We start from the raw sequence: 15273 nt of genomic DNA, 5'->3' as shown, positions 1-15273 counted from the left end.
TCCTTGTTGTGGTGGCTGGTGGGAATGCAGGGGGTGACCGGGGGGAGCGGCGCTCCCGGCTCACAGGAGCGCCGCCCCGACCACGGGAACTACTTCGCGTACTCCTCGGCGATGCGGACCAGGGTGCGGGTGCCCGCGCCGGTGCCGCCCTTGGAGGTGTAGCCGTGCGGTCCGCCCTGGTTGAAGGACGGGCCCGCGATGTCGAGGTGCGCCCACTTGACGCCCTCCTCGATGAACTCGTTGAGGAACACGCCCGCGGAGAGCATGCCGCCCCAGCGCTCACCGGCCACGTTGGCGATGTCGGCGACCGCGGAGTCCAGCCCCGCGCGCAGCTCGCCGGGCAGCGGCATCGGCCAGGCGGCCTCGCCCGCGGCGCCGGCGGCGGCCACGACGTCCTCGCGCACGCCGTCGTCGTTGGACATGACCGCGAACACGCGGGTACCGAGCGCGACGAGCTGTGCGCCCGTCAGCGTGGCGATGTCCACGACCAGGTCCGGCCCGTCCTCCTGCGCGCGCACCAGGGCGTCGGCCATGACCAGGCGGCCCTCGGCGTCGGTGTTGAGGACCTCGACGGTCTTGCCGCCGTACACGCTCAGCACGTCGGAGGGGCGCTGGGCGGTGCCGCTGGGCATGTTCTCGGCCACCGCCAGGTAGGCGACGACGTTGACCTTCACGCCCAGCTCCGCGATGGCGCCCATGGCGGCGAGCACGGAGGCGGCGCCGGCCATGTCGGACTTCATCCAGTCCATCCCGCCCGCGGGCTTGAGGGACAGGCCGCCGGAGTCGAACGTGATGCCCTTGCCGACGAAGGCGACGGTGCGGCTCGCCTCGGGGTGGGAGTGGGCCAGGCGGACCAGGCGCGGCGGGTTGGCCGACCCCTGCCCGACACCGGTCAGGCCGCCGTAGCCGCCCTCGGCCAGCGCCTGCTCGTCCATGACCTCGATCGCCAGGCCGGTGCGCTGGGCCACCTCCTGCGCGGCGGAGGCCAGGTCCTCGGGGACCAGGTCCGCCGGGGCCGTGTTGACCAGGTCGCGGGTGAGGGCGACGGCGTCGGCCAGGACGCCGGCGCGCTCGACGGCGGACGCGGCGTCCTCCGCCGGGCTGATGACGGTCAGGGTGACCGCACCGGCCTTCTCCGCGCTGCGCTCGGCCTTCTCGCCGGTGCGGTAGCGGTCGAAGGCGTAGGCGCCCAGGCGGGCGCCGAGCGCCACGGCGCCGGCCTCCGCCGCGCTCTGGGCGGGCAGGGCGAGTGCGACGCGGCCCGCGCCCTCGGGGCGGGCGGACAGCGAGCGCAGGGCGGCGCCCGCGGCGCGGGACAGGGTGTCGGGGTCGACCGGGCCGTCGGTGGGCGCCGGGCCGAGTCCGACCGCGACGACGACCGGGGCCTTCACGGCTCCGAGGGAGGCAATGGTGTGCACCTCCTCAGGGGCGCCGCTCGCTCCCAGGAGCGACAGGGTCGAGGCGAGGCCGCCGGAGAAGGCGGCATCGACGTCATGTGCGCCCGACGCAGGCTCCGGAGCGTCGCCTCCGGAGTGGTAACCGACGACGACCGCGTCGGCGTCGAGCGAACTGGGGGACTCCGTATGTACTGACAACGACGTGCTCACGCCCCCGATGCTAGTCGCCCCACGTGCCGATCGGCGACGTGCCGCCCCGCGCTGCCAGGGCGCTGACGCGGCTCGCGTGCGGGCGGAGCGCCCCCCGGGGCGGCCGGGGCCCGCGCGTGCGGCGAGGGTGGCTCTGGTCGCCGGTGGGGGGTCTCGCACGGCGTCGGCGTGGCGGACCGCGGTTCCCCGGGCCTGGGTGCGATGAAACCTGGTGTGAAAAAATGTGATCATGGCGACACTGGTCACCCGTCCGAGCGCCGTCAGAGCCAGGCCGTACCCGCGGCCGCCACGACCAGGACCGACGTCCCGGCCGACTCCGCCAGCGCGCCCAGCACGTCGCCGGTGATCCCGCCGAGCCGGCGCACCGCCCGGCGCAGCAGCAGCCCCGCCACCGCCAGGCCGAGCACGACCGCCCCCGCGCAGAGCGCGGCGAACCCCGCCCCGTGGGGCAGACCCGTCAGACAGAGCAGTGCCACCACCGCGCAGGCCGCCGCGGCCAGCGGCGCACGGACCGTGCCCGCCACGAACGCGCCCAGACCCTCCGGCCGGGCCGACGGAACCCGAGCGGTGCAGGCCAGGGTCACCGCCAGGCGGCCACCGGCCCCGGCCACCACCGCCGCGGCCGTCGCCGCCCAGGGCGAGGCCGCCACCAGCTGCCCGAGCGCCAGCACCTGCGCGACCAGGACCAGGACCAGCGTGACCACGCCGAACGGCCCGATGTCGGAACGGCGCATCACCTCCAGGGCGCCCTCGGCGGGCCGCCCGCTCCCCAGGCCGTCGGCCAGGTCGGCCAACCCGTCCAGGTGCAGGCCCCGGGTCAGCAGCGCCGCCGCCCCCACTCCCAGCCCCGCCGCCAGGGCGCCGGACAGCCCCAGCCAGGCCCCGGCCACCGCCACCGCGCCGGTGGCCGCGCCCACGGCCGCGCCGACGACCGGGGCCCAGAACATCGCCCACCCGGCCGTGGAGCGGTCCACCCGCTCCACGCGCACCGGGACGGCGGTGAACGTGCCCACCGCCATCCGGGCCCCCGCCCGCGCCGCCGCGACCCCGGCCCCCGCGGTCACGGCAGCTCCGTCACGCGCCCGGCGGCGGCCAGGACGACCTCCTCCGACTCGGCCCCCACCCACTGGTTCAGCAGGCCCAGGTAGTCGCGGAAGATCCGGCCCGCGCGGGTGGCCGGGACCACGCCCGACCCCACCTCGTTGGTGACCGCCACGACGTAGGCCTGCGTGGTGCGCCAGGCCTCCAGCAGCCCGTGGATCCGGCCCTCCACCATCTCCTCGGCCTCCTCGGGAGGGGTGTCGTCCCACATGCCGTTCTCGTCCATCACCGCGGCCAGCCAGGTGCCCAGGCAGTCCACGAGGACGGCGCCGCGGGTGCGCTTGAGCACCTCGGCCAGCTCGACGGTCTGCTCCGTGCGCCACCACCAGGGACGCCGGTCCTGGTGCAGTGCCACGCGCCGCGCCCACTCCGGGTCCCGGTCGGGGTCGGGCACGGGGCCGGTCGCGGCGTAGACCACCCGCGGCTCGGCCAGCAGCCGAAGCTCCGCCTCGGTGGACTTGCCCGAGCGGGCGCCGCCGGTGATGAGCGTGCGGTGGGGGCCGTGCGGGCGCGACCCCGGCCACACGGTGGGAGGACACGACATCTCCGCCCCGTCACTGGGCGCCAGGGCGCCCCACAGCCGGGCCCGGCGGGCGAACTCCTGGGGCGAGCGGACGCGGTGGTCGCCGCCGACCGCCACGACCGCGGTGGTCACGCCGACCACGCCCGACCGGCGCAGCTCGCCGATCACCTCGGGGCGCTGGGCGGCGTCGACGATCACCATGTCGACCTGCTGGTCGGGGGGAGACGAGGCGTAGGCCGACCCGCCGCCCGGCCCGGCCTCGACCGGGGGCGGGGCCGGTTGCGGACCGGGGGAGGAGCGGGCGTACAGCAGCCGCCCCCCGTCGGGGCCCACCACCAGCACGCCGTCGGCGGTCACGGTCACCGAGTAGGCAGGGGGGACCGGGCCGACCACCGCCCCCTCGCGGATGCGGAAGCGGTCGTCGACAGTCACGCGCAGCGGAAGCCGGCGTTCGGCGAGAGCCCTGTTGCAGGAGGCGCAGGTGCACTGCGGGGCCGGCCAGCCCGCGTGCCCCGCGGTCCCGAGGAATCGGATACGCACCCGATCGAGTAAACCGCATGTCGGACCAAGGCTTGGTTAAGCTCGGGCCAGGAACACGGTGGCCCGCACTGTGAACCCCGTGACGAAGGGCGGTCGAACAATGGCGTGGACCTGGCGGTATCTCGACGCGGACGGCGCGGACAAGGCGGAGGAAGGGCTCCCCGCGGAGTCGTTCACCTCGCGCGGCGACGCCGAGAGCTGGTTGGGGGAGAACTGGCAGGAGCTCGCCGAGGGCGGCGTGGTCCGCGTCGTGCTGTCGGAGGACGGCGACGAGGCCTACACCATGTCCCTGGAGCCGACCGGGTAGCCCCCCGGGCCCGGGCCGAAGCAGGAAGGGCCGCGCCGCAGGGGCCGAAGGTTCCCGTGCTCAAGGCGCCCGAAGCGGCCCCGGTGCCCTCGGGCACCGGGGCCGCCCGCGTGTCAGCGTGTGCGGATGTTGTCCGGGCTCTTGGTCAGGGCCGGGTCCCGCTCGACGCTGTCACCGAGGATCTCGTCGATCCTGGCGAGCAGCTCGGCGTCGAGCTTCACCCCGGCCGCCCGGACGTTGTCCTGGACCTGTTCCGGACGGGACGCGCCGATGATCGCGGCGGAGACGTTCGGGTTCTGCAGCACCCAGGCCACGGCCAGCTGGGGCATGCTCAGCCCGGCCTCGGCGGCCAGCGGCTCCAGCTGCTGCACCCGCTCCAGCAGGGCCTGGTCGCCGGCCTTGTCGGCGATGAAGTGCTTGCTCTTCGGGTCGTCCGCGCGCGACCCGGCGGGGGCCGCCTGGCCCGGCTTGTACTTGCCGGTCAGGACGCCGCCGGCGATGGGCGACCACACGACCTGGCCGATGCCCTCGCGCTCGCACACCGGCACGACCTCGGACTCGATGACCCGCCAGAGCATGTTGTACTGCGGCTGGCTGGAGACGATGCGGTCGAAACCCATCTCGTCGGCGATCTTGAGCGCGCGCTCGATCTCCTCGGCGCGCCACTCCGAGACGCCGATGTAGAGGGCCTTGCCCTGGCGGACCAGGTCCTCGAAGGCCCGCATGGTCTCTTCCAGGGGCGTGGTGTAGTCGAACCGGTGGGCCTGGTAGAGGTCCAGGTAGTCCGTGCCCAGACGGCGCAGGGAGTCCTCCGCGCCGCGCAGGATGTGCTTGCGCGACAGGCCCTTGTCGTTCTTCCCCTCGCCCATGGGCCAGTAGACCTTGGAGAAGATCTCCAGCCCGTCGCGGCGCTCGCCCTTGAGCGCGCGGCCGAGCACCTCCTCCGCCCTGCCCTGGGCGTAGACGTCGGCGGTGTCGAACGTGGTGATGCCGGCGTCCAGCGCCGCACGGACACACGCGGTGGCGGTGTCCTCCTCGACCTGGGACCCGTGGGTGATCCAGTTCCCGTAGGCGATCTCGCTGATGATGAGACCGCTCTTGCCTAGATGCCGAAATTCCATGCCGAGCACTCTAGTCAGCCGGGGCGGTCGCGACCACAGTGGCCCCGGCGGTCGGCAAGCGCTTTCATCGCGCAACACGGTGAAGGGCCGGTGCGAACACCGGCCCTGCTCACGTGATCGGTATGGGGATGTCGGGGAGACGGAACGGTGATGGACGGGTCAGCGCACACCGGCGGCGGGGTCGTCGCCGACCTTCACCGTCGGCTTGGGCAGGCGCAGGCGCCGGAACTGGAGCTGGCGCATGGCCGCGTACATGCCCACGCCGGCGACCTTGGGGTCGTCGGGGAAGTGGGCGGCGGCCGTGCGCTTGACCTTGCGCGCGGTGAAGACGCCCTCGGCGACGAGGGTCACCATCATCAGCGGCCACGCGACGTAGGCGACCCCGACCTGGAAGACGGGGTTGTTCACGAACAGGAGTGCGATGATGAGGATGGAGAAGGGCAGGAAGAACTCACTGGCGCTGCGCCGCGAGTCGACGTAGTTCCGTGCGAAGGCACGGGGCTTGCCGAGGTCCTGCTCTCGGAAGTAGCGCTCCTCGCCCTGCGGGACGCCGGAGCGCCGGGCGGGCTGACCCTTCTGGCGGTCGAGGCGGTCCCGGTAGGCCCGGTACGCCTCCTTGCGGGTCTGTGGAGCTTGCACGGGCCGGCGCAGGTCCTTACCGGATTCCTTGCGCTTTGGGGTGGGGACACCCTTCTTGGGGGTGTATCCCTTAGGTTGGGTGGCCTCAGTGGCCTCAGGGCTGGCGGATTCGGCAGAGTTCGAATCCGTGGCTGCGGAAGCGGAGCGACGTCGGAACACACCCTCAGGGTAGCCGGTCACAGCTTTATGGCGACCGTGGGCCAGAGCGCGTAGGGTTGGGCGAAGCGCCCGCTGGGAACAGCCGATGTACGCAGCGAGAAGGGGACGGCCACGCCGATGAGCGTGTTTCAGCGACTTTCGATGATCTTCAAGTCCAAGGCCAACAAGGCGTTGGACTCCGTCGAGGACCCCAGGGAGACCCTCGACTACTCGTACCAGAAACAACTCGAACTCCTCCAGAAGGTCCGTCGCGGGGTGGCGGACGTCGCGACCTCGCGCAAGCGCGTCGAGCTGCAGATCCAGCAGCTCGAACAGCAGTCCGGCAAGCTGGAGAACCAGGGCCGGGCGGCCCTGACCCAGGGACGTGAGGACCTCGCCCGCGAGGCCCTCACCCGCAGGTCCGGTCTGGCCACGCAGATCGAGGGCCTGCGCGAGCAGCACGCCAACCTCCAGAACGAGGAGCAGAAGCTCACCACGGCCGCCCAGCGGCTGCAGGCCAAGGTCGACGCCTTCCGTACCCGCAAGGAGACGATCAAGGCGACCTACACCGCGGCCCAGGCCCAGACGCAGATCAGCGAGGCCTTCTCCGGCATCTCCGAGGAGATGGGTGATGTCGGCATGGCCGTGCAGCGCGCCGAGGACAAGACCGCCGAGATGCAGGCCCGCGCGGGCGCCGTCGACGAGCTGCTCGCCTCCGGGGCGCTCGACGACGTCACCGGCACGGCCAAGGACGACATCCAGGGCGAGCTGGACCGCATGGCCAGCACGACCGGAGTCGAGGCCGAGCTCGAGCGCATGAAGATGGAGCTCGGCGGCGGCAGCGGCAGTGCCGCCCCCCAGATCGAGGGCGGGAACGGCGCCGGCAGCACCGGGAACCGGGAGGGCGCATGATCGTCCGTATCTTGGGTGAGGGCCAACTGGACCTGACCGACGCCGACCTGGGCGTCCTCAACGAGTTCGACGCCGCGCTGGAGGCGGCGCTCGACTCGGCCAACGAGGAGACGTTCCGCGAAGCCCTGCACCGGCTGCTCGAGCGGGTGCGTGCGGACGGCAGCCCGCTGCCGGACGACGCCCTGGAGCCGTCGGACTTCATCCTTCCGCACGCCGAGGCCAGCATGGCCGATGTGCGGGAGATGCTGCAGGACGACGGTCTGATCCCGGGCTAGCGACCGGACCCTCCACCACCGTCCAGGTGGGTCCGGTGACCGCGCGGGCCAGGACCTCCGGCCGGGCCACGGCCGACCGGGACCCCGCCCGCCGACCGCGTGCGCGTACTTTGGTGCCGCGGCCGCCGTGACGACGTCACGGCGGCCGCGGCTTCCTCGTGTGGGGGACCGGTGCCCGCCGTCGCGGCACCGCGACGCGCCCGTGTCCCCGTGTCCCCGGGGCCCTCCAGCACGCCGGGAGTACGGCCTTAACCCTTCTCTCACCTGGTCGAACTAGACTCCGAATCACTCATCGCAGAGGAGTCGCAATGGCGGGTTCGAAGTTTCGACCGGACGGCGGCCTCACCGCCCGGATGGTGATGACCATGGCGCTGCTGGCGCTGGTCTACGTCGCCTTCATCGTGGGGCTGGTCCTGGCGGGCCTGAACATCTGGCTCGTCATGGTCATCGTGGGCGCCTTCGCCCTCTTCTCCTACTTCGCCTCGGACAAGATCGCCATGTTCTCCATGGGCGCGCGCGAGGTCTCGCCGGAGCAGGCACCCGATCTGCACGCGCTCGTCGACCGGCTGTGCGCGATGGCGGACATGCCCAAACCCCGGGTCGGCATCGCCGACTCCGACGTTCCCAACGCCTTCGCCACCGGGCACAGCGAGAAGTCCGCGGTCATCTGCGTGACCTCCGGCCTGCTGCGCCGTCTGGACGGCCCGGAACTGGAGGCGGTCCTGGCGCACGAGCTCTCCCACATCGCCCACCGCGACGTGATGGTGATGACCATCGCCGGCTTCCTCGGCATCGTCGCCGGCTTCCTCACCCAGGCGGGACTGCGCTTCGCCGCGTTCAGCGGCGCCGCCGGGGGCCGCAGCAACAACGGCGGTCCCGCGCCCGCGGTCGTCGCGCTGCTGGTCGTCCTGGTCAGCGCCATCGCCTGGGCCCTGAGCTTCCTGCTCATCCGGGCGCTGTCGCGCTACCGGGAGCTGTCGGCCGACCGCGCCGCCGCCTACCTGACCGGCCGCCCCTCCACGCTGGGCAGCGCCCTGAGCAAGATCACCGGCGACATGGCGCGCATCCCCACCCGGGACCTGCGCCAGGCGGAGCCGTTCAACGCCTTCTTCTTCGCCCCCGCGTCCTCGCGCAAGGGCTTCAGCGTCAGCCAGCTGATCGCCACGCACCCGCCGGTGGACCAGCGCCTGGCCCAGCTCTCCGACATCTCCCGCCAACTCGGTCAGGGCAGCTGACCGCCACGCCACCGCCGATCTGGGAACGAGGCAACCACGATGAGCTTCTGGCGCGCCCTGCTGGGCCGGTCCGCACCGGCCCGACCCGACCTGGACGCCCTGTTCGCGCTCCCCTCCGCGGCACTGACCCTGCGGGCGTCGGTGGGCCTGAGGCCCACCGGCACGGCCTCGGTGGCCTACCGCGCGGCCGAGGGCGCGGCCTTCGCCGACCTTCAGCGGGACGTGACCGCCCTGCTGGACGCCGACGACGGGCCGCCGGTCAGGCAGGTCACCGACGACTACGGCTACTCATGGCTGGTCGTGCGCTCGCACCAGGCCACGCCGGGGGAGGGGGAGGTCACAGACGCCGACGTCTCCGGCCTCGTCACCGACCTGCACGCGGTCAACTCGACGCTGGAGGCCAACGGCTACGGGCCCTCCCTGCTGTGCTCCCTGCTCGGCTTCTCCGACGAGGGCGGAGGGCGGCGGCTGGGACTGGTGTACCTCTACAAGCGCGGCACCTTCTACCCCTTCGCCCCGGCCGGTGGACAGCGGCGCGACAACGCGCTGGAACTCCAGGTGGAGGCGGCGATCGGTGACGACCTGCCGATGGAGAAGGACCGGTCGCGCTGGTTCCCCGTCTACGGCGCTCCCGGACTCGACCCCTCCGCCTGACCGGCGGGCGGCGTGCACAGGGGTCGCTCGGGCATGGCATCGTGGAGCCGTCGACACTACCCTGGTGGACACGAGCACACGAGTGCTCCGCCGGCTCCAACCGCACCTGGGGCCACGGACACAGGGAGAACACGGCGGCCGCACGGCGGAATGCCGTGCGAAGCCCGGGCGTTGACCCCGGTTGAGGAGGACCGCACCGCCACCCGCGGGACGGTCCGCTACGCGACCGGGGGTCGCCAGGCGGCCGCAACCCCTTTCAAGAGGAGCTTGACAACATGACGGTTCAGAGCGAGACCACCGAGGGGATCATCCTCACCGACGAGGCGTCCGGCAAGGTCAGGGCGCTCCTGGAGCAGGAGGGACGCGACGACCTGCGTCTTCGGGTGGCCGTTCAGCCGGGTGGTTGCTCAGGTCTGCGCTACCAGCTCTACTTCGACGAGCGCGACCTCGACGGCGACGTCGTCACCGACTTCGGCGGTGTGGAGGTCGTCACCGACAGGATGAGCTCCCCCTACCTCGTCGGTGCCACGATCGACTTCGTCGACACCATCGAGAAGCAGGGCTTCACGATCGACAACCCCAACGCCACCGGCTCCTGCGCCTGCGGCGACTCCTTCAACTAGGGGTCCCGGAAGCAGAACCCGGGGAGGGCGGATCCGTCCGCCCTCCCCTTCGTCGTCCTCCGCACGCGTGAGGGCGCGGTGTACTGGGTACGCTGAGGCGGTCATGTCGGGGGTCGAGTGCCGCCCGACCGCCGTCCGGTCGTCCACGACCGACAACTCCCGACCAAGGAGCCCACGTCCCGTGCGTATCGCGGTTGCCGGATCCATCGCCACCGACCACCTGATGTCCTTCGAGGGTCGGTTCGCGGAACAGATCATCCCGGACCAGATCCAGCAGTTGTCCCTCTCCTTCCTCATCGACGAGCTGGACGTGCGCCGCGGCGGCGTCGCCGCCAACATCTGCTTCGGGATGGGCGCCTTCGGCCTCGACCCGGTCCTGGTGGGTGCGGCCGGCGCCGACTTCGAGGACTACCGGGCCTGGCTGGACCGCCACGGTGTCGACACCCTGTCCGTCTACATCTCCGAGCTGCGCCACACCGCGCGCTTCATCTGCACCACCGACCGCGACCAGAACCAGATCGCGTCCTTCTACGCCGGCGCCATGGCCGAGGCCCGCAACATCGAGCTCAAGCCGATCGCCGACCGCCTCGGCGGCCTCGACCTCGTCCTCATCGGCGCGGACGACCCCGACGCCATGGTCCGCCACAGCCAGGAGTGCCGGACCCGCACCATCCCCTTCGCCGCCGACCCCTCCCAGCAGCTCGCCCGGATGGACGGCGACGCGGTGCGCACCCTCATCGAGGGGGCCGCCTTCCTGTTCGGCAACGAGTACGAGAAGGCGCTGGCGGAGCAGAAGACCGGCTGGAGCGACGCCGAGATCCTCGCCAGGGTCGGCACCCGCGTCACCACTCTGGGCGCCAAGGGCGCCCGCATCGACCGGCGGGGCGAGCCGTCCGTGCACGTGCCCGCGGCCCAGGTCGGCGACCTCGTCGACCCCACCGGCATGGGTGACGCCTTCCGTGCCGGCTTCCTGGCCGCCCACGCATGGGGCCTGTCCCTGGAGCGGGGCGCCCAGGTCGGCAACGCCACCGCGGTGCACTGCCTGGAGGTCGACGGGCCGCAGGAGTACCGGCTGACCGCCGCGGGCCTGTTGGAGCGCCTGGAGCGCTCCTACGGCACCGAGGCCGCCGACGAGGTCCGCTCCTTCCTGTGAGCGCGCACCCGCCCGGGCCGGGTGCTCCTGGTCCGGGCGGTCCCGGCGAACCCGTAGAGTAGTAAGCCGCGACCCGCACGACCCGGTGGATTCCGCCGGGCCGCGCCCCGAAGGGTCGGCCCCGGCCGACCAGCACGGGTGCCCCGTGCCGGCCGGTGCGCTGAAACGCGTGCCGGTCTTCCTAGCCCAAGCCGTCCGCGCCGGGTCGCCGCGACGGTGGGGAACCCGTTCCTGAGCACGCGTCCCGCGCGCGCGGGGACTCGGGCGCCGTGAGCGCCTCCCAGATTTAGGCAAGCCTTACCTGGGATTCCCTGATTGACCCTGAAAGGACATTGCATGCGCTACACCGGACCGAAGGTGCGGTTGTCCCGGCGCGCCGGCACTCCGCTGACCCGTAAGGCGGTCAGCTACTTCGAGAAGCGTCCGTACCCGCCCGGCGAGCACGGCCGCCGCGTCCGTCGCAACAGCAGCGACTTCGCCGTCCGTCAGTCGGAGAAGCAGAAGGTCCGCTGGTACTACGACCTGACCGAGAAGCAGCTGCTGCGCATCTACGAGAACGCCAAGAAGCGTTCCGGCCGCACCGGTGAGGAGATGCTCGCCGAGCTGGAGCTGCGCCTGGCCACGGTCGTGCTGCGCGCCGGTCTGGCCGCCTCGATCTACGCCGCCCGCCAGTTCATCAACCACGGCCACATCACCGTGGACGGCAAGAAGGTCGACATCCCGTCGTACCAGGTCAAGCCGGGCCAGATCATCAGCGTGCGGGAGAAGTCCCGCTCCATGGTCCCGTTCGTCGAGGCCGCCGAGGGCGTGCACGCCGACGACAAGATCGCCGGCTTCCTCGCCGTCAGCCACAAGGACCTGCGCATCGCGGTCACCGACCGCCCCAAGCGCGAGCAGATCCCCGTGCCCTTCGACGAGCAGCTCGTCGTCGAGTTCTACGCTCGCTAGGAACCGCGCGGGCTCCGCGGAGCACCGACGCGCGAAGGCCGCACGGACACCGTCCGTGCGGCCTTCGCCGTGTCCGGGGCCGCCCCCGAGCCCCGGTATCGGTCCCTGCCGAATCGTTATGGCACCGGAACCGGAATGCGGAACGGGTCGGGGGAGCCGTCCGCCCCGCCCGGATCAGTACTTCCGGCGGATGTGAAAAGCGCTACCCCGCGCCAGCGGCTCCTCCACGAGGAACTCGTGCATCTTCATCCGGCACCACGCCGGGATGTCGGCTCGTGCGGCCGGATCGTCCGCGGTGACCGCGATGACCGCCCCGATGGGCACCTCGTGCAGCCGCTGGGACAGCATGATGATCGGCAGCGGGCACTTGCGGCCCACCGCCTCCACCGTCACCAAAGGCCCGCCGGACGCGTGCTCAGGCATGCGCACCCCCTGTGTCGTCGTCGCCGTAGCCCAATCTTGACCTGCGCCTCCCCTTAAGGCGAACCCGGTTAAGGGCGTCGTAAACACAGCGATACGCTCGCAATGGCCTCGCGCCGCGAACCGTGTCCACCTCAGCCGCAGGCGGAGACCGACACGGCCCACGGCCGGGGGCCCGGGGGGTACGCCGGGCCGCGCCACGTAGCCAGCCGGGAGGTCCCGCCTCCGCGGGGCGACGGGCCCGGCTCCGCGCGCCGCCGCGGGCCGTGCACGGGCTCGGTCGGCAACACGCTGACCAGGCAAGCCCATGAACGGGACGCTGGGCGGTTCGCGATAATGTTTCCCCCTGACAAGCTTTGGATACTTAGGCCGCCCGTGGAGGATCCACGGGCTTCACCGCTGGGAAGGCAATCCGTGAGTCCGACCCGCCAAGAAAATCGGCGTTCCAACACGCGCCGATGGGCACCACGCGGCGCCGCGCTCGCCGTGTTGGGGCTGGCCGCGACCGGCTGCGCGTCGAACGAGCTCACTCGTTTGGGCATGCCGGAGCCGATCACCGAGCAGGCCGAGCGTGTTCTCTCGCTCTGGCAGGGTTCATGGGTGGCGGCGTTCGCGGTCGGCATTCTCGTGTGGGGGCTGATGATCTGGACGATCATCTTCCACCGCAAGCGCTCTGAGCAGCTGCCGCCCCAGGTGCGGTACAACCTGCCCATCGAAGCGCTCTACACCGTGCTGCCGATCGTCATCATCTCGGTGCTGTTCTACTTCACCGCGCGAGACCAGGCCTACCTCCTCGAGACCGAGGAGCCCGCCGACGTACACGTCGAGGTCGTGGCCTTCCAATGGGCCTGGCAGTTCAACTACCTCGACGACACCAAGGAGGAGGGCGGCGAGACGCTCTTCACCGAGGTGGGCACGCCCAACCCCGACGGCACCGCCGACCGCTCGACGCAGCCCACGCTCGTCCTGCCGGAGAACGCGGTGGTCCACTTCGACCTCCACTCGCCCGACGTCATCCACTCCTTCTGGGTCCCGTCCTTCGGCTTCAAGATGGACGTCATCCCCGGCCGCGACAACGCGTTCCAGGTGAAGCTCAACGAGGGCACCGAGGGCGAGTACGTCGGCCGCTGCGCCGAACTGTGCGGTGTCGACCACACCCGCATGCTGTTCAACGTCGAGGTCCTGCCGCAGGACGAGTACGAGGCGTGGGCCGCCGACCAGCAGGTCGAGGCCGAGGCCGAGGCGGCCGAGACGGCCGAGGACCCCGAGATGTCCGAGGGCACCGGAGCCGAGGGCACCGATGCCGAGGGCACGGGGGCCGAGGGTGCGGAGAGCACCGAGGCCGATGCCGAGGGCACGGGCGTCGGAGCCGACGACGCCGAGGAGAATGACGAGTAAATGACCACCACGGCAACAGAACCCCGTAGCGGCGCCCAGGCGCCGGCCAAAGGGTCGATCATCGTCAACTGGCTGACGTCGACCGACCACAAGGTCATCGGGTACATGTACCTGATCACCTCCTTCGCGTTCTTCCTCTTCGGTGGCATCCTGGCGCTGCTCATGCGCGCCGAGCTGTTCTTCCCGGGCATGCAGGTCATGTCCAACGAGCAGTTCAACCAGATGTTCACCATGCACGGCACCATCATGCTGCTGATGTTCGCGACCCCGCTGTTCGTCGGGTTCTCGAACATCATCATGCCGCTGCACATCGGCGCCCCCGACGTCGCCTTCCCCAGGATCAACCTGTTCGGGTACTACCTGTACCTGTTCGGCAGCCTCATCGTCGTGGCCGGGTTCCTGACCCCGGGCGGCGCCGCCAGCTTCGGCTGGTTCGCCTACACCCCGCTGTCCGACGCGGTCCGCTCGCCGGGCCTGGGCGGCGACCTGTGGATCCTCGGCCTGGCCGTGTCCGGTCTGGGCACCATCCTCGGTGCGGTCAACTTCATCACCACCGGGCTGTGCATGCGCGCGCCCGGTATGACGATGTTCCGCATGTCGATCTTCTCCTGGAACACGATGCTCACCAGTGTCCTGGTGCTCATCGCCTTCCCGGTGCTGACCGCGGCCCTGATCGCCCTGGGCGCCGACCGCATGGTGGGCACGCAGGTCTACAACGCCGAACACGGCGGTGCCATCCTCTGGCAGCACCTGTTCTGGTTCTTCGGGCACCCCGAGGTCTACATCATCGCCCTGCCGTTCTTCGGTATCGCGACCGAGATCCTGCCGGTGTTCAGCCGCAAGCCGATCTTCGGCTACAAGAGCCTGGTGGCGGCCACCATCGCCATCGCCGGCCTGTCGGTGACCGTGTGGGCGCACCACATGTTCCCGACCGGCGCGGTGCTGCTGCCCTTCTTCTCCTTCATGACGTTCCTCATCGCGGTCCCCACCGGTGTGAAGTTCTTCAACTGGATCGGGACGATGTGGCGAGGGCAGCTCTCGTTCGAGACGCCGATGCTGTTCACGATCGGCTTCCTGGTGACCTTCCTCTTCGGCGGCCTCACCGGCGTGCTGCTGGCCTCCCCTCCGATCGACTTCCACGTCACCGACTCCTACTTCGTGGTGGCGCACTTCCACTACGTGGTGTTCGGCACCGTGGTGTTCGCGATGTTCGCGGGCTTCTACTTCTGGTGGCCCAAGTTCACCGGAAAGATGCTCAACGAGAAGCTGGGCAAGGTGCACTTCTGGCTGCTGTTCCTCGGCTTCCACGGCACCTTCCTGGTCCAGCACTGGCTCGGCGCGATGGGCTTCCCCCGCCGCTACGCCGACTACCTGCCCGGTGACGGCTTCACCGAGCTGAACCAGATCTCCTCGGTCTCCTCCTTCGTGCTCGGCGCCTCGACTCTGCTGTTCTTCTGGAACATGTACGTCACGGCCAAGAAGGCACCGAAGGTGACCGTGGACGACCCGTGGGGCTACGGCTGCTCCCTGGAGTGGGCGACGTCCTGCCCGCCGCCGCGGCACAACTTCACGTCGCTGCCGCGGATCCGGTCCGAGCGCCCCGCGTTCGACCTGAACCACCCGCACGCCGCGGCCCCGGGCGCCGTCCCGGCGGGCGCCACGAAGGAGTAGGGCGCACA

16 protein-coding genes are annotated in these 15273 nt (G+C 71.2%); 10 read left to right on the top strand and 6 right to left on the bottom strand.

What is annotated here, in order from left to right; translation table 11 throughout:
- Positions 1-89: 89 nt before the first annotated feature.
- The 3 genes from M1P99_RS02685 to M1P99_RS02675 form a co-directional block, all read right to left on the bottom strand.
- Positions 90-1607, bottom strand: a complete 1518-nt coding sequence (locus M1P99_RS02685) for a leucyl aminopeptidase (RefSeq protein ID WP_304451094.1) — start codon at positions 1605-1607, stop codon at positions 90-92.
- 260 nt (positions 1608-1867) lie between these two features.
- Entirely contained in the window at positions 1868-2626 is a 759-nt protein-coding gene (locus M1P99_RS02680) for an adenosylcobinamide-GDP ribazoletransferase (protein ID WP_304455549.1), read from the bottom strand.
- Between the two features lie 41 nt (positions 2627-2667).
- Positions 2668-3663, bottom strand: a complete 996-nt coding sequence (locus tag M1P99_RS02675) for a bifunctional adenosylcobinamide kinase/adenosylcobinamide-phosphate guanylyltransferase (protein ID WP_304455548.1) — start codon at positions 3661-3663, stop codon at positions 2668-2670.
- Positions 3664-3871: 208 nt separating this feature from the next.
- Between M1P99_RS02675 and M1P99_RS02670 the strand changes: the two genes are divergently transcribed.
- Complete coding sequence (locus tag M1P99_RS02670) at positions 3872-4078, top strand: hypothetical protein (protein ID WP_304455547.1); 207 nt, start codon at positions 3872-3874, stop codon at positions 4076-4078.
- A 113-nt stretch (positions 4079-4191) separates the two neighbouring features.
- On the opposite strand, the gene M1P99_RS02665 is transcribed toward M1P99_RS02670, so the two are convergent.
- The gene (locus tag M1P99_RS02665) at positions 4192-5199 is read right to left on the bottom strand and encodes an aldo/keto reductase family protein (RefSeq protein ID WP_304451093.1); all 1008 of its coding nucleotides are present in this window, start codon (positions 5197-5199) and stop codon (positions 4192-4194) included.
- 159 nt (positions 5200-5358) lie between these two features.
- Positions 5359-6018, bottom strand: coding sequence for a DUF3043 domain-containing protein (locus tag M1P99_RS02660; RefSeq protein WP_304451092.1), 660 nt, complete (start codon positions 6016-6018; stop codon positions 5359-5361).
- Between the two features lie 96 nt (positions 6019-6114).
- Between M1P99_RS02660 and M1P99_RS02655 the strand changes: the two genes are divergently transcribed.
- The 7 genes from M1P99_RS02655 to rpsD all read left to right on the top strand — a co-directional run bounded on the left by M1P99_RS02655 (position 6115) and on the right by rpsD (position 11776).
- Positions 6115-6888, top strand: a complete 774-nt coding sequence (locus M1P99_RS02655; protein WP_304451091.1) for a PspA/IM30 family protein — start codon at positions 6115-6117, stop codon at positions 6886-6888.
- Positions 6885-7163 carry a hypothetical protein gene (locus M1P99_RS02650; RefSeq protein WP_304451090.1) on the top strand — a complete coding sequence of 93 codons (279 nt, stop codon included), beginning with the start codon at positions 6885-6887 and terminating at the stop codon, positions 7161-7163. The genes M1P99_RS02655 and M1P99_RS02650 overlap by 4 nt, the downstream gene beginning before the upstream one ends.
- A gap of 308 nt (positions 7164-7471) precedes the next feature.
- Positions 7472-8398 (top strand): zinc metalloprotease HtpX, encoded by a 927-nt coding sequence (gene htpX / locus M1P99_RS02645; RefSeq protein WP_304451089.1) that lies wholly within the window; start codon positions 7472-7474, stop codon positions 8396-8398.
- Between the two features lie 39 nt (positions 8399-8437).
- Positions 8438-9052, top strand: a complete 615-nt coding sequence (locus M1P99_RS02640) for a hypothetical protein (protein WP_304451088.1) — start codon at positions 8438-8440, stop codon at positions 9050-9052.
- Between the two features lie 275 nt (positions 9053-9327).
- Entirely contained in the window at positions 9328-9675 is a 348-nt protein-coding gene (locus M1P99_RS02635) for an iron-sulfur cluster assembly accessory protein (protein WP_053615247.1), read from the top strand.
- 181 nt (positions 9676-9856) lie between these two features.
- Positions 9857-10828 (top strand): carbohydrate kinase family protein, encoded by a 972-nt coding sequence (locus tag M1P99_RS02630; protein ID WP_304451087.1) that lies wholly within the window; start codon positions 9857-9859, stop codon positions 10826-10828.
- A 336-nt stretch (positions 10829-11164) separates the two neighbouring features.
- Entirely contained in the window at positions 11165-11776 is a 612-nt protein-coding gene (gene rpsD / locus M1P99_RS02625) for a 30S ribosomal protein S4 (protein ID WP_304451086.1), read from the top strand.
- A gap of 174 nt (positions 11777-11950) precedes the next feature.
- Here rpsD and M1P99_RS02620 read toward each other — a convergent pair whose 3' ends face one another.
- Positions 11951-12199 (bottom strand): sulfurtransferase TusA family protein, encoded by a 249-nt coding sequence (locus M1P99_RS02620; protein WP_304451085.1) that lies wholly within the window; start codon positions 12197-12199, stop codon positions 11951-11953.
- Between the two features lie 537 nt (positions 12200-12736).
- Here M1P99_RS02620 and coxB point away from each other — a divergent pair.
- Positions 12737-13594, top strand: coding sequence for a cytochrome c oxidase subunit II (gene coxB / locus M1P99_RS02615; protein ID WP_304451084.1), 858 nt, complete (start codon positions 12737-12739; stop codon positions 13592-13594).
- Positions 13595-15265, top strand: a complete 1671-nt coding sequence (gene ctaD, locus M1P99_RS02610) for a cytochrome c oxidase subunit I (protein WP_304451083.1) — start codon at positions 13595-13597, stop codon at positions 15263-15265.
- Positions 15266-15273: the final 8 nt, after the last annotated feature.

The sequence above is a fragment of the Nocardiopsis sp. YSL2 genome, from assembly GCF_030555055.1.
Taxonomy (GTDB): Bacteria; Actinomycetota; Actinomycetes; order Streptosporangiales; family Streptosporangiaceae; genus Nocardiopsis.
Note: the sequence above shows the minus strand (reverse complement) of the source record. Positions and strands in the feature narration are given on the sequence as shown.